Raw genomic sequence first — 19,501 nt, 5'->3', positions numbered from 1 at the left:
GGTCCGGGTTTGGGTCGAACGCGTAATGATACCTTATAATTTTGCCTGTTTTGCAGGATCCGGAAGGCAGTTTTTGACCTCATCGAAGCTTTCCTCCAGAGCCGGATCCGGCGCGATAAACCGCTGTTGCAGCACCGAATTTCCGCACTGCCGCAGCCCCTTTTTTCCGGTGACCGCATGGCCCTGACCCTGAACGATGTGAAGCGCATCGCGCATCTTGCGCGCCTCGAACTGGCCGACGCCGAAGCCGGCAATACGCTCGAACGCCTGAACGACTTCTTCGGCCTCGTCGAGCAGATGCAGGCCGTGGACACGACCGGCATTGCCCCGCTTGCCCACCCGATCGAGCAGATCGAGGACGTCGCGCTGCGTCTGCGCGAGGACGCCGTGACCGAAATCGTGGACCGTGAAGCGCTGCAGCGTCCCGCGCCCGCGGTGCAGGACGGACTTTACCTTGTACCGCGCGTGATTGAGTAAACGCGCAGGATTTTTTCGCCCTTTTCGAATCCTTTCGAGTCGTCGGAACCGTTCGAAAAGGCACGGACTCCCGAGTTTTCCGGGGTTTTCCGAGCAGTGGCCGACACGTTTGCCAACGTCGGTCGAGCCGCTTCCGGACGGCGCAACGATCTGATTTCGACCACGCCGTGACGTTCTTCCAGGAATCACGCAATGCATGACAAAAGCTTGACCGAACTGCGCGCCGCACTGGCTGCGAAGGAGTGCTCCGCAGTCGAGCTGGCCCAGCACTTTTTGGACCGGATTGATGCGCATCAAGACCTGAACGCTTTCGTCGACGTCAATCCCGAATTGACGCTCGCCCAGGCCAAGGCCGCCGACGCGCTCCTGCACTCGGGCCACGCCGGCCCGCTCGCGGGCATTCCGCTCGCGCACAAGGACGTGTTCGTCACGCGCGGCTGGCGCTCGACCGCCGGCTCGAAGATGCTTGCAAACTACGTGAGCCCGTTCGACGCGACCGTGGTCGAGCGGCTCGAGCGCGCGGGCATGGTCTGCCTCGGCAAGACCAACATGGACGAATTCGCGATGGGCTCGTCCAACGAGAACTCGCATTTCGGCGCCGTGAAGAACCCGTGGGACACGAAGGCCGTGCCGGGCGGCTCGTCGGGCGGCTCCGCCGCGGCCGTCGCCGCGCGCCTCGCGCCCGCCGCGACCGGCACCGACACCGGCGGCTCGATTCGCCAGCCGGCGTCGTTCACGGGCGTGACGGGCATCAAACCCACCTACGGCCGCGTCTCGCGCTACGGCATGATCGCGTTCGCCTCGTCGCTCGACCAGGGCGGCCCGTTCGCGCACAGCGCCAGCGATTGCGCGCTGCTCCTGAACGCCATGGGCGGCTTCGACGAGCGCGACTCGACCAGCCTCACGCACGAGCACGAGGACTACACGCGCTTCGTCGGCCAGACGTGGAGCCAGGACGCCAGCGCCGACAAGCCGCTCGCGGGCCTGCGCATCGGCCTGCCGAAGGAATACTTCGGCGCGGGCCTCGCCGACGACGTGCGCGCTGCCATCGACGCCGCGCTGAAGACGTACGAGTCGCTCGGCGCCACGCTTGTGGAAGTCACGCTGCCGAAAACCGAGCTGTCGATTCCCGTGTACTACGTGATCGCCCCGGCGGAAGCCTCGTCGAACCTCTCGCGCTTCGACGGCGTGCGCTTCGGCCACCGCGCGGCCGAATACCGCGATCTGCTCGACATGTACAAGAAGTCGCGCGCCGAGGGCTTCGGCCCTGAGGTGAAACGCCGCATTCTGGTGGGTACCTACGTGCTTTCGCATGGCTACTACGACGCGTACTACCTGCAAGCGCAGAAGATTCGCCGCATCATTGCGCAAGACTTCCAGGAAGCGTTCAGGCAGTGCGACGTGATCATGGGGCCGGTCGCCCCGAGCGTGGCATGGGACCTCGGCGCGAAGGGCGACGATCCGCTGCAGATGTACCTCGCGGACATCTACACGCTTTCCACGAGCCTCGCGGGCCTGCCCGGCATGAGCGTGCCGTGCGGCTTCGGCGCGGGTGTGAACGCGCAGCGACCCGTCGGTCTGCAGATCGTCGGCAACTATTTCAACGAGGCCCGCATGCTGCAGGTCGCCGACGCCTTCCAGCGCGCGACCGACTGGCATCGCAAGGCGCCGGCAGGGGTATGAACATGGCAACACAGTGGGAAGTTGTTATCGGTCTCGAAACGCACGCGCAATTGTCGACGGCGTCGAAGATCTTCTCCGGCGCATCGACGCAGTTCGGCGCCGCGCCCAACTCGCAGGCCTGCCCCGTCGATCTCGCGCTGCCGGGCGTGCTGCCGGTGATGAACCGCGGCGCCGTTGAGCGCGCGATCCAGTTCGGCCTCGCGATCGGCGCGACGGTCGCGCCGCGCAGCATCTTCGCGCGCAAGAACTACTTCTATCCGGACCTGCCGAAGGGCTATCAGATCAGCCAGTACGAGATTCCGGTCGTGCAGGGCGGCCAGATCACGATCCAGGTCCCGGCTAACGAAAAGGCCGGCAAGGAAGCCTACGAGAAGACCGTCAACCTCACGCGCGCGCACCTCGAAGAAGACGCGGGCAAGTCGCTGCACGAAGACTTCGCGGGCATGACGGGCATCGACCTGAACCGCGCCGGCACGCCGCTGCTCGAAATCGTCACGGAACCCGAAATGCGCAGCGCCGCCGAAGCGGTTGCGTACGCGAAGTCGCTGCACACGCTCGTCGTGTGGCTCGGCATTTGCGACGGCAACATGCAGGAAGGCTCGTTCCGCTGCGACGCGAACGTGTCCGTGCGTCCGGTCGGCCAGAAGGAATTCGGCACGCGCGCCGAGATCAAGAACCTGAACTCGTTCCGCTTCCTCGAAGAGGCGATCCAGTATGAAGTGCGCCGCCAGATCGAGCTGATCGAAGACGGCGGCACGGTGGTGCAGGAAACCCGCCTCTACGATCCGGACAAGCGCGAGACGCGTTCGATGCGCAGCAAGGAAGACGCGCACGATTACCGTTATTTCCCCGACCCCGACCTCATGCCGCTCGTGATCGATGCCGCGTGGGTCGAGCGCGTGAAGGGCGAGCTGCCCGAGCTGCCCGCGACGATGCAAACGCGCTTCATCGAGCAGTATGGCGTGACGCCGTATGACGCGAACGTGCTGACGTCGAGCAAGGCGATGGCGGCTTACTTCGAAGCGGTCGTGGCGAAGGCGGGCGCGGCGCAAGCCAAGGCCGCCGCCAACTGGCTAATGGGCGAAGTCTCGTCGCAGCTCAACCGCGAAGGCCTCGACATCGCCGCTTCGCCGGTATCGGCCGCGCAGTTCGCCGTGCTGCTCGCGCGCATCGCCGACGGCACGATCTCGAACAAGATCGCCAAGGAAGTGTTCCAGGCGATGTGGGACGAGAAGGCCGCGGACGTCGACGCTGCCGACCGCATCATCGAAGCGAAGGGCCTCAAGCAGATCTCGGACACCGGCGCGCTCGAAGCGATCATCGACGAGGTGCTCGCCGCTAACCAGAAGTCGGTGGAAGAATTTCGCGCCGGCAAGGAAAAGGCGTTCAACGCGCTGATCGGCCAGGCCATGAAGGCCACCAAGGGCAAGGCGAATCCGCAGCAGGTCAACGAGCTGCTGAAGAAGAAGCTGGGCTGAGTTTGACTTAAGCCGGCCTGATTCGGGCATGCTTGCGAGGCGGCGTCGTGCGTAGCAGTGCGGCGCCGCCTTGCCGCTTCAGGCCGGCAACGGCGCTGGCGCCGTCAAATTCACGAGAGAGAGGAGAACAACGCATGTCCCATATCCCGAGTCTCGACGATTACCGCGTGCCGTACTTCAGCGACAAGAAGCCGGAGACGTTCTCGCTGAGCGCGCTCGACCCCGCCGTGAAACCGTTTTCGAGCGGCAGCAAGGACGGCGACCGCAACCGGCTCGCCGAGATCGGCAACAAGCTCGACGTGTTGCAGGAGCGCCTGCATTCGCAGCGCCATCAGCGCGTGCTGCTCGTGCTGCAGGGCATGGACACGAGCGGCAAGGACGGCACGATCCGCGGCGTGTTTCACGAGGTCGATCCGCTCGGCCTGCGCATCGTGCCGTTTCGCGCGCCGACGCCCATCGAGGCCGCGCGCGACTTTCTCTGGCGCGTGCACCTGCAGGTGCCCGCGGCGGGCGAACTGGCAATCTTCAACCGCAGCCACTACGAAGACGTGCTCGTGCCGCGCGTGATCGGCCAGATCGACACGGCCGAGTGCGAGCGCCGCTACCGGCAGATTCGCCATTTCGAGGCGCTGCTCGCGCAGAGCGGTACGTCGATCATCAAGTGCATGTTGCACATCTCGAAGGACGAGCAGCGCAGCCGCATCCAGGCGCGCATCGACGACCCCACCAAGCACTGGAAATTTGACGTATCCGATCTCGAAGCGCGCAAGCATTGGGACGCCTATCAGGCCGCATACCACGACGCGCTCGCGGCCACCTCCACGGAATACGCGCCGTGGTACGTGATTCCCGCGAACTCGAAGTCGCATCGCAACCTCATGGTCGCCGAACTGCTGTTGCGCCTGATGGAAAGTCTGAAGCTCGAATTTCCGCCGGCCAAGGCCGAACTCAAGGGTCTCAAGATCGACTGAGGCCGACCCAATTCCCTCGCGGGGTGCAGCGCAGGTCCGGTTCGGCGCGCCGTGCGAGGCAACGCACAATCAAGAGGAAAGAAGACATGTTGCGTGTGATCACCGCGAATCTGAACGGCATCCGCTCGGCGGCGAAGAAGGGCTTTTTCGAATGGTTCGGCGAACAGAAGGCCGACGTGCTCTGCGTGCAGGAAATCAAGTGCTCGCAGGACGACATGACGCCCGAATTCCTCGCCCCGCACGACTTCACAGGCTACTTCCAGCATGCGGTGAAGAAGGGCTATAGCGGCGCGGGCGTCTATTCGCGCCACGAGCCCGACGACGTCATCATCGGCTTTGGCAGCGAGGAGTTCGACCCGGAAGGGCGCTATGTGGAAACGCGCTTCGGCAAGCTGTCGGTGATTTCGGTGTACGTGCCTTCGGGCTCGAGCGGCGACGAGCGTCAGGCCGCGAAGTACCGCTTCATGGACGAATTCATGCCGCATCTCGCGGAACTCAAGCGTGAGCGCGAAGTGATCCTGTGCGGCGACGTGAACATCGTCCACAAGGAAATCGACATCAAGAACTGGAAGGGCAACCAGAAGAACTCCGGCTGCCTGCCCGAAGAGCGCGCATGGCTCACGAGCCTCTTCGACGACGTGGGCTACGTGGACGTGTTCCGCACGCTCGACCCGCGTCCCGAGCAATACACGTGGTGGAGCAATCGCGGCCAGGCGTATGCGAAGAACGTGGGGTGGCGTATCGACTATCAGATCGCGACGCCCGGCGTTGCGCACAAGGCGAAAAAGACGTCGATCTTCAAGGACATCAAGTTCAGCGACCACGCGCCGCTGACCATCGACTACGACTACAAGGTCAAGAGCTGACGCTCACCGCGCCGCGCTGTGAAACCGCTTTCAGGGCGCCGACACCACCTTGCGCTTCTGCACCGCCGGGATGCCCTGGTAGTCGGGCAACTCGTCGAGCGGCTTGCCGATGGCCTTTGCGTAGAGCGGCATCATGTCGGCGAGGCGCTTGGCGATATCGGCGCGCCGCGCGGGCGTGTACGGATGCACGTAGATGAAGCCCTGGTCGCGGTCGGCGCGCGTCGCCACCGCGAGCTTGTCCCACAGCGTGAGCGCCGCGCGCGGATCGAAGCCCGCGCGCGAGGCGATATCGCTGCCGATCACGTCGGCTTCGGTTTCGTCGGCGTGGGCGTAGTGCATCTCCACGAGCTGCGAGCCGATGCCGAGCGGAAACACGCCGAGATCCGCGAGCCCGAATAGCTGCGGCACGGAGCCCGATTCGATCTGCGCGGCCTGTTGTTCGCCAAGGCGCTCGCGCACGTGCTCGCGCACCGCATGTGCGATCTCGTGGCCGAGCAGCATGCCGAACTCGTTGTCGTTGAGCTTCACGCGGTCGAGCAGGCCGCCGTACACGACGATCTTGCCGCCCGGCAGCGCATACATGCGGATGTCGTTCGAGCGGATCACCGCCACTTCCCACTTCCAGTTCTTGACGCGATCGCTCCACTTCAACGAGTAAGGCGCGAGCCGGTCGACGAACGCCCGCACGCGCTGCACGTGCGGATCGCTTTCGGCATAGAGGCGGTTCGAATGGGCCGCGCCGCGCACGATCTCGTTGAACTCGGCAGTGGCCTGCGCTTCGAGCATCGGCGAAGGAATCAGGTTGCGATATACGGCGGCGTTGCCGAAGCGCACCACGCGGCCGGTGTTCGGCGCGCCGGGGGCGACGCTGCCCGGCGAGGCGCTTGCGTTCGCGCCGCTGTTTGTTGCGCCGTTCGCGTTGTTCGCCGCGCCGTTCGCCTGATTGGTTGCGGCATTGCCTGCGCTCGCGGCGCTGCCTGCTGGCGGCGTGGCAGGGTTGCCCGGCAAGGCCGCCGGGGCGCTCGTGGCGGCCGGGTTCTCGGCACCCCGCGCATTCCATGCAGAAAGGCCCGGCAATGCCGCGGCGAGCGCCAGCACGAGTGCGCGAGCGCGTGCGCCGCTGCGCTGCAGCGCACGCTGGCTTTGCGCGGCGGTCTCATGCGTGCTCACGACCGGATTCTCCACGGGGCAATACGAATGAGCAGGAGCATACCCGGTACCGCGAGCACCGTGCAGACGATGAAATAGTCGAACCAGCCGATCTTCGCGACCACGTAGCCGCTTGCGGCGGAGGCCAGCGTGCGCGGCACGGAGGCGAGGCTCGTGAAGAGTGCGAACTGCGTGGCGGTGTAACGCGGATCGGTCGTGCTTGCAATATAGGCAGTGAACGCGGCGAGCGTGAGCCCCGTTGCAAAGGTCTCGAAGCCGTACACGAGCGCGAGCGCAACGGCGCGCGGGTCGAGCGTGAACTGCACGGTGGCGCCGAAGAGACTCGCGGCCCACGAAACCGCGTGGCTCACGGCGAGCACGGCATCGTAGATGGCGGCGAGCGAGGGCGACCCTGCGCCGAGCTGCGCGAGCCACGCGAAACCCAGAGTAGAAATCATTTGCAGGAAACCGAAGATCCACAGCCCGCGCCCAATGCCGATCTTCACGAGCGCCACGCCGCCGATAATGCCGCCCGCGAGGCTCGCACCGAACGCCGTCATCTTGGCGATCACGCCGATCTCGGTGCGCGAATAGCCGATGTCGAGGAAGAACGATGTGGACAGGGTGGTCGCCATCGTGTCGCCGAGTTTGTAGAGGAAGATGAAGGCGAGCACAAACAGTGCCGCGGCGAGACCATCGCGGCGCACGAATTCGGCGAACGGCTGCACGATCGCTTCGCGCAGGTTCCTGGGCGGCGCGCCGTGCACTTCGGGTTCTTTCACCACGAGCGTCATGATCATGCCGGGAATCATGAACACCGCCGTCACGACGAACACGGTGCTCCACGGCAGGTGGTCGGAGAGGATCAGCGCGAGCGAGCCCGGCACGAGCGCCGCGATCTTGTAGGCATTCACGTGCACGGCGTTGCCGAGGCCCTGCTGCGTATCGGTCAGCAGTTCGCGCCGATAGGCGTCGATGGAGATGTCCTGGCTCGCGCCGAAGAACGCCACCAGCGCGGTGAGCGCGGCCACGGTCCAGATCGAGTCTTTCGGCGAAACGTAGCCGAGCGTGCCGATGGCGAGCGCCACGAGAATCTGCGTGACGAGCATCCAGCCGCGCCGCCGCCCCGGGCGCCAGCCGGGCAGGCGCGGCACGTAGCGGTCCATGAGCGGCGCCCAGACGAACTTCCAGGTGTAGGGGAACTGGATCAGCGCGAAGAGGCCGATCTCCTTGAGATTGACGCCCTCCGAGCGCAGCCACGCCTGCACCAGATAGACGAGCGTGAAGAGCGGCAGCCCGGAGGTAAAGCCGAGGAACACGCAGATCAGCATGTGCGTATTCAGATACGCACGCCAGCCGGGGTGGGATTCGTGAGCGGTAAGAGCGGGTGCCTCGTGGGGCGGATTCTGCATGTCGTCGTTAGCGGCGGCGGTGTTGGGTGCGGTTCCTCGCGAACCGGTCGGGCAGAAAAACACGCGACGCCGCGCACGGCGTCATTTTTTTCTCACGCGATAGACCGCAAGACTACCACGCCAGTTCACACCCCATCGAACGGTCTGACCCCCATGCAGCACGGCGCGGTCGAGAATTTCGATGCCCACCTCGGGCGCGAGCGCCTCGAAGTCCTTCACCGTGAGAACACGCACGTTCGGCGTGTTGTGCCACTGATAGGGCAGCGACTTCGAAACCGGCATGCGTCCGCGCAGCACCGAGAGCCGGTGCGGCCAGTAGCCGAAGTTCGGGAACGAGACGATGCACTCCTTGCCCACGCGCGCCGTCTCGCGCAGGATGGCGGCCGTCTGGTGAATGGTCTGCAGCGTTTGCGAGAGGACCGCGAAATCGAAGCTCGCGTCCTCGAACAGGCGCAGGCCGTCTTCCAGATTCTGCTGGATCACGTTGATGCCGTTCTTCACCGAAGCGAGCACGCCCGCGTCGTTGATCTCGATGCCGTAGCCCGTGCACTCCAGCTCCTCGGTGAGCAGCGAAAGCAGCGAGCCGTCGCCGCAGCCGAGGTCGAGCACCTTCGCGCGCGGTTCGATCCAGCGCGCGATGGTGCGAAAGTCGGGACGGGCGGAAAGACTGTCGAAAGCGCTCTGGTTCATGCGCCCACCTCAGCAGCAATACGTTCGTAGTAAGCGCGCACCACATTGTGATAGCGCGCGTCGTCGAGCAGGAAGGCGTCGTGACCATGCGGCGCGTCGATTTCCGCGTAGGTCACCTGGCGCTTGTGATCGAGCAGCGCCTTCACGAGTTCGCGCGAGCGCGCGGGCGCGAAACGCCAGTCGGTCGCGAAGCTCGCCACGAGATATTTCGCCTTCGTGTGCGCGAGCGCGCGCGTGAGGTCGCCGTCATACGCCTTGGCGGGGTCGAAGTAATCGAGCGCGCGCGTGATCAGCAGGTAGGTATTGGCGTCGAAGTAGTCGGCGAACTTGTCGCCCTGATAGCGCAGGTACGACTCCACTTCGAATTCCACGTCGAAGTTGAAGTTGTATGCGTTCTCGGCGCCTTCGGCACGACGCAGCGCCCGGCCGAATTTTTCGGCCATGTCATCGTCGGACAGATAGGTGATATGGCCGATCATGCGCGCCACGCGCAGGCCGCGGCGCGGCTTCACGTGGTGGGCGTAGTAGTCGCCGCCATGGAAGTCGGGGTCCGAGAGGATAGCCGAGCGCGCGACCTCGTTGAACGCGATGTTCTGCGCCGAGAGCTTGGGCGTGGAGGCGACCACGATGCAGTGGCCGAGGCGATCCGGATAGCGCAGGCTCCATGCGAGCGCCTGCATGCCGCCGAGGCTGCCGCCCATCACCGCGGCGAACTTCTCGATGCCGAAGCGATCGGCCACGCGCGCCTGGGCGTCCACCCAGTCCTCGACGGTCACGACCGGAAACTTCGCGCCGTAAGGCTGGCCGGTGGCCGGGTCGATGCTCATCGGGCCGGTCGAGCCGAAGCACGAGCCGAGATTGTTCACGCCGATCACGAAGAAGCGATTGGTGTCGAGCGGCTTGCCCGGGCCGACCATGTTGTCCCACCAGCCCACATTTTTGGGATCGTCCGCGTAGACGCCCGCCACGTGGTGCGACGCATTGAGCGCGTGACAGACGAGCACCGCGTTGCTGCGCGCGGCGTTGAGCGTGCCGTAGGTTTCGACCACGAGGTCGTACCCAGCCAGTGCCGTGCCGTTCTGCAGTTGCAGAGGCTCGTCGAAATGCAGTGTTTGAGGAGCGACGATGCCGATCGATTCCATTCGTTCCGCCTTGGTTTTTCGGGCGGCTAAACGGTGTCGGCGGGCGCGGAGTGCGAAAGGATTGGCGCAGCTGACGACCTCTTTAGCCGCATTTATATCGAACTCCGGGGCCCAGGCCTTTGGAGTTCACGCGCCCGCAATCGAGTCAGCAAATCGGCGCGTGGGTATTGCAAAAGGAACGCAGAGTATATCGGAAAAAGTGCAAAGCGACGCGGCGCACGGGCAAGGCGGGCCGGGCGCCGCGCTGCCGCCCGGCGCCTTGGCACCGCCGCTTCACGTGCCCGCGCACCGCGCGAGGCTGCGAAGCCTTATCACTTCCCGGGCGCAGAAGGATGCGCGTTGCGCCAGCGCCGCAGCTGCAAGGCCGCGATGATCATCAGGAGGCCGTACAGGACCGCATAGGCGGCGATCACCCAGATCAGCGAGAGCGCCCCCGCGCCGGGGAACATCGCGAAGAAGAAGCCCACCGTGGCCGAGAGCAGCCCCGAAATCCCGACCGCCCACGGATGCGCGATGGCGTGCCGGTACTGGATCGCGTAGACGATTTCGAAGATGCCCGTGAAGAACGCCCACACGCCGATGATCATCACGAGGACGATGGCGGTCTCGCCGGGCCAGAAGAACGCCACGAGGCCCGCGATCACGCCGATCAGACCGATGATGACGTAGGTCCAGCGCCGCCTGCCGCCGCCGCGCGCACCGTAGATGAGCGCAAACGCGCCGTCGACGATGGCGTAGGCGCCCCAGACGATGGCGAGCGTGAGCACGGTGAGACCGGGCAGCGAGAAGGCGAGCACGCCGAAGATGATGGCGGCGCTGCCGCGCGCGACGAGCCAGCCCCAATGGGCGGACAGGCCCATCAGGATGGGCGGCAGGCCGAGGGGAGGAACGGGACGGTTCATGCGACGGTTCTCCTGGTAGCGACGCGAGCCACCGCCGCGGAAAGACGCCGCGCGGTCGCGCTATTGAAGAATGATGCGGATCTGCTCGTCGGCGTGCTCGCTCGGTGAACGAGTGAAGCCGCTTTGCGCATAGCGATGCCAGCAACCGATCACATAGCGCACGACCAGATTCGCCCGGACCGTTGGATCGTATCCCTTGGCGGCAGGCTTCGCGTTGACATGGTCAGACCCCGAAAGCGCCTTGCGCTCGGCCTCCTGCGCGAGATCGACGCGCAGGCACTGGCGCAGCGACGCCTCGACGCGATCGAGCATCTGGTTCACGCGCTCGGCGAGGCGCTCGTGCTCGCCCACGAGGGCTTCGCAGGTCAGTACGCGGGTCATGCCGGCGTTGCGTGTCGAAAAATTGACGAGCATCAGGGCGATCGCACGCGCCTGCAGGACGCCGCTCGGCTCTTTTTCGACGATCTGGTTGATGAGCCCGAAGAGCGTCTGCTCGATGAAATCGATCAGGCCCTCGTACATCTGGGCCTTGCTCGCGAAATGGCGATACAGCGCGGCCTCGGAAACCCCCAGGCGCGCGGCCAGCGCCGCGGTCGTGATTTTTTCGCCGCGCGGCGCCTCGAGCATGCTGGCGAGCGTCTGGAGAATGTGGATACGGCGTTCGCCCGGTTTCGGGCGGGGGGCGCGGCGGGCCGCGCCCGGCGAATCTGCTGCTTCGACTGCTTCACGCGTTTGTGTCGGCTGCATGGATATCGTCCCTGGCGTTGGCCTCTGGGTGTGCGCTCCCCCGTTTTACTTCGAGCGTCCCGACTGCAGGCCTGGTTTCAGGGATTTTAGCGAACGAATGCGACGATCGACATAGTGAGGCCTGCCGGTGCCCGGCAGGTGCGGCGGCAAATGCCCGGTGATCCAGACGGTGCGGATGCCGAGGCGCCGGTAGCGCTTGAGGTGGCTGCGCGTGTCTTCGATCAGGATCGCATCGGCGAGCGCCACGCCCGCCCGGCGCAGCGTGCCGCGCAGCATCGCGCAGTCGGGCTTGGCGCGCCAGTGGCTGCGCGAGCGCATGCCTTCGATGGCGATCACGCGTTCGAAGAGCCGCTCGATGCCGAGTGCCGCGAGCACCGCGTGCGCGTAGTCCTCGGGGCCGTTGGTGAGAACGATCTTGCGTCCGGGCAGGGCGGCGAGCGTGCGGGCGAGGCCGCGCTCGGCGTGCAGCATGCCCTGCAGGTCGTCGAAGGTGTGCACGACCTTGAGGAAGTCGTGCGGATCGATCGGATGATGGCGCGTGAGGCCGAGCAGCGTCGCGCCGTAGCGGCGCGTGTAGCTCGTGCGCAGATGATTGGCTTCGTCGCGGCTCACGCCGAGCGCGTCGACGATGTACTGCGTCATGCCGGCGTTGATGGCCGGGAAGATCGCGCGCGACGCATTGTGCAGCGTGTTGTCGAGGTCGAAGAGCCAGACCGGGCCGCGCAAGGTGGGGGCGCCATAGCTGGGGCCGCCCGCTGTGCGGGCGACGCGGCGCGGCCGGCGCCGGGCTCGCGTGGCATGAAGGCTGGAGTCGGTCATCGCGGACGTGAGACGCGGCGGCGGCACGGCGCCGCCGCCGGGAGGAAGGGGCTTAGTGCGAGCGGATCATCGTGCCGAACGGCTGTTCGGTCAGGATTTCCAGCAGCACGGAGTGTTCGATGCGGCCGTCGATGATGTGCACCGAGCGCACGCCGCTCTTGGCCGCGTCGAGCGCCGATGAGATCTTTGGCAGCATGCCGCCCGAGATCGTGCCGTCTTCGAAGAGGGCGTCGATTTCACGCGCCGAGAGGTCGGTGAGCAGATTGCCCGCCTTGTCCATCACGCCCGGGATGTTCGTCATCATCACGAGCTTTTCGGCGTTGAGCACCACCGCGAGCTTGCCCGCCACGAGGTCCGCGTTGATGTTGTACGAGAGGCCGTCTTCGCCGAAGCCGATCGGCGAGATCACCGGAATGAACGCGTCGTCCTGGAGCGCCTTCACGACCGCCGGGTTGATGGCCTCGACTTCGCCCACCTGGCCGATGTCGATGTACTGACCGGGGTTGTCGCGGTCCGGCATCATCAGCTTGCGCGCGTGGATCAGGCCGCCGTCCTTGCCGGTCAGACCGACCGCGTGGCCGCCGAAGTGGTTGATGAGCGTGACGATGTCCTGCTGCACCTCGCCGCCGAGCACCCACTCGACGACTTCCATGGTTTCTTCGTCGGTCACGCGCATGCCCTGGATGAACGTGCCTTGCTTGCCGATCTTCTTGAGCGCCGTGTCGATCTGCGGGCCGCCGCCGTGCACGATGACCGGATTGATGCCCACGAGCTTGAGCAGGATGACGTCGCGCGCGAAGCCCTGCTTGAGCCGCTCTTCGGTCATCGCGTTGCCACCGTACTTGATGACGACGGTCTTGCCGTGATACTGGCGAATGTAAGGCAGCGCTTCGGCCAGAATTTCGGCTTTCAGGGTGGGGGCGATCTGCGAAAGGTCGATGGGCTCGGACATGGCGGCGGAGGCTGGACGAAAAACAGACGAAACTCGCGGACGAAGATCCGCGGACGAAATACGCGGCGGCAAAACGGTCGAAACAGGCCGGATTGTACAGGACTGGCGCGGTGCAGCAGAGAAAAGGGCGGGGAAAACGACGCGCATCTCGCGCTCGGCGAGGCACATGCGCAACACGGGCGCGGGCGCATCGGCAGCGCCGCAAAACGGGGCGAAATCGGCAGGAAATGGCAGACCTGAAAAGCGAGGCGCAGGACGCACGCGCGGGCTGTGGCATCATCTTCTTGTCGCCAACCCATGGCTTCGAGAGGAGTGCGCGCCATGACCGCCTCCGCCGTGCCCGCCACCGGCATGAAAAGCGCCCGCTGCCCGCGCTGCGGGAACAGCTTCGACTGCGGCAGGAACACCGAACCCTTCGATTGCTGGTGCAAGTCGCTGCCCGCGTTGCCCGCGAGCGAGCTGGACCCGCGCGGGCGCTGCCTCTGCCCCGAATGCCTCGCGGCCGCGGCGGCTCCGGCGGCGGGCGCCGCGCCGAAGGGCAGGAGCGCTATGCCATGAAGTGCGCGCTGACTTACGCGCTGCGTTGCGCACTCTGCGCGAGCGCCGCGAGATCGGCGCCGACTTCGTCGAGCACGGGCTCCCACTGTCTGAACGCCTTTTGACGGTACAGCCGGGTATTCGGATACCACGGACTGTCGCGCCGATCCAGCAGCCAAACCCAATGCGGATTCACGTCCAGCAGCACCCAGGCGCGCTTGCCGAGCGCGCCCGCAAGGTGTGCGCTCGACGTGCACACGGAAATCACCAGGTCGAGTGCGTCGACGAACGCGGCGGTGTCGTCGAAGGTCTTCCGCTGAGCGCTGAAGTCGGCCACCCCGAACCCCGCGTCGCGCGCCGCGGCGATGTCTTGCCCTACGCCGGGCTGCAGCGAATAGAACGCCACACCCTCGATGCCGCCGAAATGCCGGGCGTACCGCTCGAGCCCGACGCGACGAAACGGGTTGCGTTTGTGCGTGAGGCTGCCCGTCCACGCGAGCCCGACCTTCAGGCGCTTTTCACCCGCAAGGTGTTCGCGCCAGCGCGCCGCCGCCTCGGGATCGGCCTTGAGATAACCCGTGGGGCCCGGGATCGTGGCTTCCTCGGTGCCGAAAATGGGCACGTAGCGGCAGAATTGCAGCAGATCGCCCATGCCCTGTTCGCCCCATACCAGCAATGTGCGGCCCGCGAGCGGCTCGCCTCGCCACTCGGGCTTCGGGAACACCGGGCGGGCCCATGGCCAGCTCACTCGACCCCTGCCAGCGCATCTCGTGTCCGGGCCAGCCTTCGGCATCGTTGCCGCGCAGAAGCTGGGTCATCGACAGGTTCAAGCGTAGCGATGCGTCGTTGGGCGCATACTGGCAGGCGGCGCGCGCGGCGCGTTCGACCTCGACCCACTGCTGCGTTTCCTTGCAGGCCATCGCATGATTGTTCAGGGCGAGCGGGCTTTGCGGCGCGAGGTCGAGCGCGCGGCAGCTGGCGCGGAGTGGACGCGCCGTGTCGGTATCGGTTGCGAACACGCGGGCAAGGTTGATCCAGGCGTTGACGTTGTCGGGCTCTTCGGCGACCGTTTCTTCGAGCAGCGGCAGAATCTCGCGGTCTCCAAAATTGATCTGCATCAAAGCTGTTGCAAGATTGTTGCGCAGATTTGGAAACGTACGCGCGATTCCCAGCGCGTGGCGGTAAGGTTCTACCGCTTCGGCGTGACGGTTTGCAAACTGCAGCGCGAGGCCCGCTGCGAACCACGCGGCGGCCCGCTCCGGTGCGAGCCGGGCGATCGCGGCGCTCAGGCGTACGGCTTCTTGCGCCAGGGCGCTGTCCTGTGCGCGAGCGGCGATGAGCACGAGCGTGTCGTTGTCCAGGCCGCGCAGCTTGGCGCGCGTGGCGGGCAGCAATTCGTGTGCGGACGCATCGGTCGCCTTGTCGGTTCCACTGGCGGTGGCAGCGTCGATGAAATCGAGAAAGAGATTGCGCACAGTGTGAAGTACGTCAGGAGGCGAGGCTTGCATTGTTCCGTCTTGCTTGTCAGAAAGCGCCGAGGCGAATGTGGTCGGCGGATGACATAGATTGAAGCAAACCCTTTCAAGATGATGAATCAGATAAGTCTTAACCGGTAAACTGACAGCATGCATCGCATAACCGTCAGTGCTCGTGTCAATCTCAGCCATCTGTTCTGGCTGCGCAGTCTCGCCATCATCGGCCAGCTCTGTACGATCGCATTCGTGCAGCTCTTCATCGGCGTGCAGTTGCCGCTGCCCGCCATGCTGTTCGTGATCGCCATGGAAGTGGCGTTCAACGGCGTGACCTGGCTGCGCGTCACGCAGGATCGTCCCGAGTCGAATCTCGAACTGTTCGGCCAGCTCTGGGTCGATCTCGGCGCGCTTTCCGCGCTGCTCTTTCTTTCCGGCGGCACGACCAATCCGTTCGTCTCGCTGTACCTGCCCTCGCTCGCCATCGCGGCCGCCGTGCTGCCGTGGTATCTCACTGCCTGGCTCGCGGCCTTCGCAGTGGCCTGCTATGTGCTGCTCGGCTTCGACAACGTGCCGCTCAATCTCGACAATCCCGCCAACCTGTTCGACTACTATCGCGCGGGCATGTGGGTGAACTTCATGGTGAGCGTGTGCTTGATCGTGTGGTTCGTCGCGCGTATGTCGCGTGCGCTGCGCCAGCGCGACACGGCGCTCGGCGACGCGCAGCAGCGCCTGCTGCGCGACGAGCGCGCCGTGGCGCTGGGCGTGCAGGCCGCCACCGTGGCGCACGAGATCGGCACGCCGCTCTCGACCATCGCCATGCTCACCGAGGAGCTGCGCGACGTCGCGCGAACGGACGAGGGCCTCGAACCGTATGCCGCCGACCTCGAACTGCTCGACAAGCAGATCTCGCTTTGCACCTCGGCGCTCGCACGGCTGAGGAGCCGCGCGTCGTCCACGGGCGCGCGCCAGGTCGTGAGCGAATGGCTCGGGCCGTTCGTCGAGCAATGGCGCCTGCGCCATCCGCACGTGAAGTTCGAAGTCCTCGACAATGGGCCGGGCGACTTCGCCCTCGACGACACCGTCGCCGTCGGCCAGATCCTCACCATCCTGCTCGACAACGCCGCGCGCGCCAGCCGCGATTTCGTGACGCTGCGCGCCTATGCGGCCGCGCGAGCCGGTTACGTCGATTTCGAAGTTTGCGACGCGGGGCCCGGCATTCCGTCATCGCTGCGTGCCTCGCTGGGCGCCGCGCCCGTGGACAGCACCCAGGGCGGTCACGGCGTCGGGCTGTATCTGGCGTTTTCGTCGGCGGCGCGGCTTGGCGGCTCGATCGAGCTCAACGACGTCACGCCGCCCGGCAGCGCGTCGGGCGAAGTGAGCGGCGCGGACGACGAGACGCCGGCCGGCGTCGTAACCGGCAGCGGCATGCGCCCGCGCCGCCCGCGTGGCACCCGTGCGGTGCTGCGCCTGCCGGCGAAGCAGGTCAAGGTGGGTCAGGCGAGCCCCGCGGCGGCGGCGCGCGAGGGCGCAGCGCCCGCGGGTTCGGAGATTGGATCAGGCGAGGGGCCGACCCGGCCCGACGCCGCGTAACAACACGGAGAATCAGGCATGAGCGATATGAGTTTTCTGGTCATCGACGACGACGAAGTGTTCTCCGACATCCTCACGCGCGGCCTCACGCGGCGCGGCTTCGAGGTGAAGCAGGCACACAATGCGGAAGAGGCGATTCGCTGCGCCAACCAGCAGAAGTTCTCGCAGATCACCGTGGACCTGCATCTCGGCAACGACTCAGGCCTGTCGCTCATCGCGCCGCTGCGCGAGCTGCAGCCGGACGCACGCATGCTCGTGCTCACGGGCTATGCGAGCATCGCCACGGCGGTGCAGGCCGTGAAGGATGGCGCGGACAACTATCTGGCCAAGCCCGCCAACGTCGAGATGATTCTCTCGGCACTCCAAAGCGATGCGAGCGCCATGCAGGCCGAAGAGGCCATCGAGCACCCGGCGCCGCTCTCGGTCGCGCGCCTCGAATGGGAGCACATCCAGCGCGTGCTGGCCGAGCACAACGGCAATATCTCGGCCACGGCGCGCGCGCTCAACATGCACCGGCGCACGCTGCAGCGCAAGCTCGCGAAGCGCCCGGTGCGCCAGTAAGCACAGCCCGGCGCGGCAAAAAAAAAGGGACCCCGCGGGGTCCCTTTTTCATGCGCCATGCGTAACGTTTAGAGCACGTAACGCGACAGGTCTTCGTCCTGCGCCACTTCGCCGAGCGCCTTGTCGACATAGGCTGCGTCGATGCTCACGCTCTGGCCCGCGTGATTGCCGGCCGCGAACGACACATCTTCCAGCAGCTTTTCGATCACCGTGTAGAGACGGCGCGCGCCGATGTTCTCGGTCTTCTCGTTCACGGAGAAGGCGATTTCCGCGAGGCGGCGAATGCCGTCTTCGGCGAAATCGAGTTGCACGTCCTCGGTTGCGAGCAGCGCCTGATACTGCTTCACGAGGCTCGCGTCGGTCGCGACCAGAATCGCTTCGAAGTCCTTCACGGAGAGCGAGTCGAGTTCCACGCGAATCGGGAAACGGCCCTGCAGTTCGGGAATCAGATCGCTCGGCCTCGAAAGATGGAACGCGCCGCTCGCGATGAACAGGACGTGATCGGTCTTCACCATCCCGTATTTCGTGTTGATGGTCGTGCCTTCCACGAGCGGCAGCAGATCGCGCTGCACGCCCTGACGCGAAACTTCACCGCCGCTGCCTTCGTTGTTGCGCGAGGCGATCTTGTCGATTTCGTCGAGGAACACGATGCCGTTCTGCTCGACGTTCTGTACCGCCTTTTGCTTGACCTCTTCGTCGTTGAGCATCTTCGCCGCTTCTTCGTCGGTGAGGACCTTGAGCGCTTCCTTCACCTTGAGCTTGCGGCGCGTCTTCTTGCCGCCGCCCAGATTGGCGAACATCGAGCGGATCTGCTCGGTCATGTCTTCCATGCCCGGGGGGCCCATGATGTCCATGCCCACTTGCGGCTGCTCGACGTCCAGCTCGATTTCCTTGTCGTCGAGCTGGCCTTCGCGCAGGCGCTTGCGGAAGGTCTGACGCGTGGCGTTGTCGCCGCTTTCGGCGTGGCTCGCCGCATCGGACGAACCGAAGCCTACCGGGCGCGCCGTCGGCAGCAGGATGTCGAGGATGCGGTCTTCGGCCTGATCCGTGGCCTTGCTGCGCACCTTGCGCATTTCGGTTTCGCGCGTCTGCTTCACCGAGATTTCGATGAGGTCTCGCACGATGCTGTCCACGTCGCGGCCCACGTAGCCCACTTCGGTGAACTTGGTCGCTTCGATCTTGATGAACGGCGCGTCCGCGAGTTTCGCGAGACGGCGCGCGATTTCGGTCTTGCCGACGCCCGTCGGCCCGATCATGAGGATGTTCTTCGGCGTGATTTCCTGGCGCAGCGGATCGGCGACCTGCTGGCGGCGCCAGCGGTTGCGCAGCGCGACGGCCACGGCCTTCTTCGCGTTCGCCTGGCCGATGATGTGCTTGTCGAGTTCCGAGACGATCTCGGCGGGGGTCATGGTGCTCATCCTGATTCCTTCTCGTCTGTGCGGTCGGTTGGCGAGTTATTCGATGGTTTCGATCACGCGATTGTGGTTCGTGTAGATACACATGTCGCCCGCGATCTCGAGCGATTTTTCGACGATCTCGCGCGGCGAGAGTTCGGTGTTCTCCAGGAGTGCGCGGGCCGCGGCCTGCGCATACGCGCCGCCCGAACCGATCGCGCAGATGCCTTCTTCGGGATCGAGCACGTCGCCGTTGCCGGTGATCACGAGCGTGGTGGTCGGGTCGGCGGCGATCAGCATGGCTTCGAGGCGGCGCAGCATGCGGTCGGTGCGCCAGTCCTTGGCGAGTTCGACGGCGGCGCGCGTGAGGTTGCCCTGATGCTTTTCGAGCTTGGCTTCGAAGCGGTCGAGCAGCGAGAACGCGTCGGCGGTGCCGCCGGCGAAGCCGACCATGACCTTGCCGCCGTAAATGCGCCGGACCTTCTTCGCGCCACCCTTCATGACGATGTTGCCGAGGGTGACCTGGCCGTCGCCGCCGAGCGCGACCTTGTCGCCGCGCCGCACGGATACGATCGTCGTGCCGTGAAATTGCTCCATGTGCGTTCCTTTTTACCGTTGATGCCGGGTTGGATGCGAAGGTGGTGTGCCTGCCGCTTTTG

General features: G+C 65.4%; 18 protein-coding genes and 1 pseudogene. 8 read left to right on the top strand and 11 right to left on the bottom strand.

What is annotated here, in order from left to right; all coding sequences use genetic code 11:
• Nucleotides 1–177: 177 nt before the first annotated feature.
• The 5 genes from gatC (at nt 178) to M3A49_RS25795 (ending at nt 5,475) form a co-directional block, all read left to right on the top strand.
• Nucleotides 178–477 carry an Asp-tRNA(Asn)/Glu-tRNA(Gln) amidotransferase subunit GatC gene (gene gatC, locus M3A49_RS25815; RefSeq protein ID WP_028203206.1) on the top strand — a complete coding sequence of 100 codons (300 nt, stop codon included), beginning with the start codon at nt 178–180 and terminating at the stop codon, nt 475–477.
• 192 nt (nt 478–669) lie between these two features.
• Nucleotides 670–2,160: an Asp-tRNA(Asn)/Glu-tRNA(Gln) amidotransferase subunit GatA gene (gatA, locus tag M3A49_RS25810; protein ID WP_266231589.1), complete on the top strand. Its 1,491-nt coding sequence runs from the start codon at nt 670–672 to the stop codon at nt 2,158–2,160.
• Nucleotides 2,161–2,162: 2 nt separating this feature from the next.
• A complete protein-coding gene (gene gatB, locus M3A49_RS25805) occupies nt 2,163–3,638 on the top strand; it encodes an Asp-tRNA(Asn)/Glu-tRNA(Gln) amidotransferase subunit GatB (RefSeq protein ID WP_266231588.1) in 1,476 nt (491 codons plus the stop codon).
• A gap of 134 nt (nt 3,639–3,772) precedes the next feature.
• Entirely contained in the window at nt 3,773–4,609 is an 837-nt protein-coding gene (locus M3A49_RS25800; RefSeq protein WP_266231587.1) for a PPK2 family polyphosphate kinase, read from the top strand.
• An 86-nt stretch (nt 4,610–4,695) separates the two neighbouring features.
• Nucleotides 4,696–5,475, top strand: coding sequence for an exodeoxyribonuclease III (locus M3A49_RS25795; protein ID WP_254356993.1), 780 nt, complete (start codon nt 4,696–4,698; stop codon nt 5,473–5,475).
• A gap of 30 nt (nt 5,476–5,505) precedes the next feature.
• Here the strand turns inward: M3A49_RS25795 and M3A49_RS25790 are convergent, their stop codons facing one another.
• The 8 genes from M3A49_RS25790 to argB form a co-directional block, all read right to left on the bottom strand.
• On the bottom strand, nt 5,506–6,645 hold the full coding sequence (locus M3A49_RS25790; RefSeq protein WP_266231586.1) for a M48 family metallopeptidase: 1,140 nt from the start codon (nt 6,643–6,645) through the stop codon (nt 5,506–5,508).
• A complete protein-coding gene (locus tag M3A49_RS25785; RefSeq protein ID WP_254356995.1) occupies nt 6,642–8,036 on the bottom strand; it encodes an AmpG family muropeptide MFS transporter in 1,395 nt (464 codons plus the stop codon). Before M3A49_RS25785 ends, M3A49_RS25790 begins: the two co-directional genes overlap by 4 nt.
• Before the next feature lie 81 nt (nt 8,037–8,117).
• Nucleotides 8,118–8,726: a methionine biosynthesis protein MetW gene (gene metW / locus M3A49_RS25780; protein WP_028203199.1), complete on the bottom strand. Its 609-nt coding sequence runs from the start codon at nt 8,724–8,726 to the stop codon at nt 8,118–8,120.
• The gene (gene metX, locus M3A49_RS25775; protein ID WP_266231585.1) at nt 8,723–9,868 is read right to left on the bottom strand and encodes a homoserine O-succinyltransferase MetX; all 1,146 of its coding nucleotides are present in this window, start codon (nt 9,866–9,868) and stop codon (nt 8,723–8,725) included. The genes metW and metX overlap by 4 nt, the downstream gene beginning before the upstream one ends.
• A 311-nt stretch (nt 9,869–10,179) precedes the next feature.
• On the bottom strand, nt 10,180–10,770 hold the full coding sequence (locus M3A49_RS25770) for an HdeD family acid-resistance protein (RefSeq protein WP_266231584.1): 591 nt from the start codon (nt 10,768–10,770) through the stop codon (nt 10,180–10,182).
• 60 nt (nt 10,771–10,830) lie between these two features.
• Nucleotides 10,831–11,517, bottom strand: a complete 687-nt coding sequence (gene slmA / locus M3A49_RS25765; RefSeq protein WP_266231583.1) for a nucleoid occlusion factor SlmA — start codon at nt 11,515–11,517, stop codon at nt 10,831–10,833.
• 45 nt (nt 11,518–11,562) lie between these two features.
• Nucleotides 11,563–12,336, bottom strand: coding sequence for a pyrimidine 5'-nucleotidase (locus M3A49_RS25760; RefSeq protein ID WP_416339008.1), 774 nt, complete (start codon nt 12,334–12,336; stop codon nt 11,563–11,565).
• Nucleotides 12,337–12,388: 52 nt separating this feature from the next.
• On the bottom strand, nt 12,389–13,288 hold the full coding sequence (gene argB, locus M3A49_RS25755) for an acetylglutamate kinase (RefSeq protein WP_028203194.1): 900 nt from the start codon (nt 13,286–13,288) through the stop codon (nt 12,389–12,391).
• A gap of 321 nt (nt 13,289–13,609) precedes the next feature.
• Here argB and M3A49_RS25750 point away from each other — a divergent pair, with 321 nt between their 5' ends.
• Entirely contained in the window at nt 13,610–13,846 is a 237-nt protein-coding gene (locus M3A49_RS25750; RefSeq protein WP_028203193.1) for a cysteine-rich CWC family protein, read from the top strand.
• Nucleotides 13,847–13,859: 13 nt separating this feature from the next.
• Here M3A49_RS25750 and M3A49_RS25745 read toward each other — a convergent pair.
• Nucleotides 13,860–15,300 (bottom strand): annotated as a pseudogene (locus M3A49_RS25745) (hypothetical protein).
• A gap of 150 nt (nt 15,301–15,450) precedes the next feature.
• On the opposite strand from M3A49_RS25745, the gene M3A49_RS25740 reads away from it, so the two are divergent.
• Together M3A49_RS25740 and M3A49_RS25735 are read left to right on the top strand one after the other, a co-directional pair.
• Nucleotides 15,451–16,887 (top strand): ATP-binding protein, encoded by a 1,437-nt coding sequence (locus tag M3A49_RS25740; RefSeq protein WP_266231582.1) that lies wholly within the window; start codon nt 15,451–15,453, stop codon nt 16,885–16,887.
• 18 nt (nt 16,888–16,905) lie between these two features.
• Entirely contained in the window at nt 16,906–17,448 is a 543-nt protein-coding gene (locus M3A49_RS25735; protein ID WP_254357002.1) for a response regulator transcription factor, read from the top strand.
• A 68-nt stretch (nt 17,449–17,516) separates the two neighbouring features.
• Here M3A49_RS25735 and hslU read toward each other — a convergent pair whose 3' ends face one another.
• A complete protein-coding gene (hslU, locus tag M3A49_RS25730) occupies nt 17,517–18,866 on the bottom strand; it encodes an ATP-dependent protease ATPase subunit HslU (protein ID WP_266231581.1) in 1,350 nt (449 codons plus the stop codon).
• A 36-nt stretch (nt 18,867–18,902) separates the two neighbouring features.
• A complete protein-coding gene (gene hslV, locus M3A49_RS25725) occupies nt 18,903–19,439 on the bottom strand; it encodes an ATP-dependent protease subunit HslV (protein WP_028203190.1) in 537 nt (178 codons plus the stop codon).
• Nucleotides 19,440–19,501: the final 62 nt, after the last annotated feature.

The sequence above is a fragment of the Paraburkholderia sp. CNPSo 3076 genome, assembly GCF_026343935.1.
Classification (GTDB): domain Bacteria; phylum Pseudomonadota; class Gammaproteobacteria; order Burkholderiales; family Burkholderiaceae; genus Paraburkholderia; species Paraburkholderia nodosa.
Note: the sequence above shows the minus strand (reverse complement) of the source record. Positions and strands in the feature narration are given on the sequence as shown.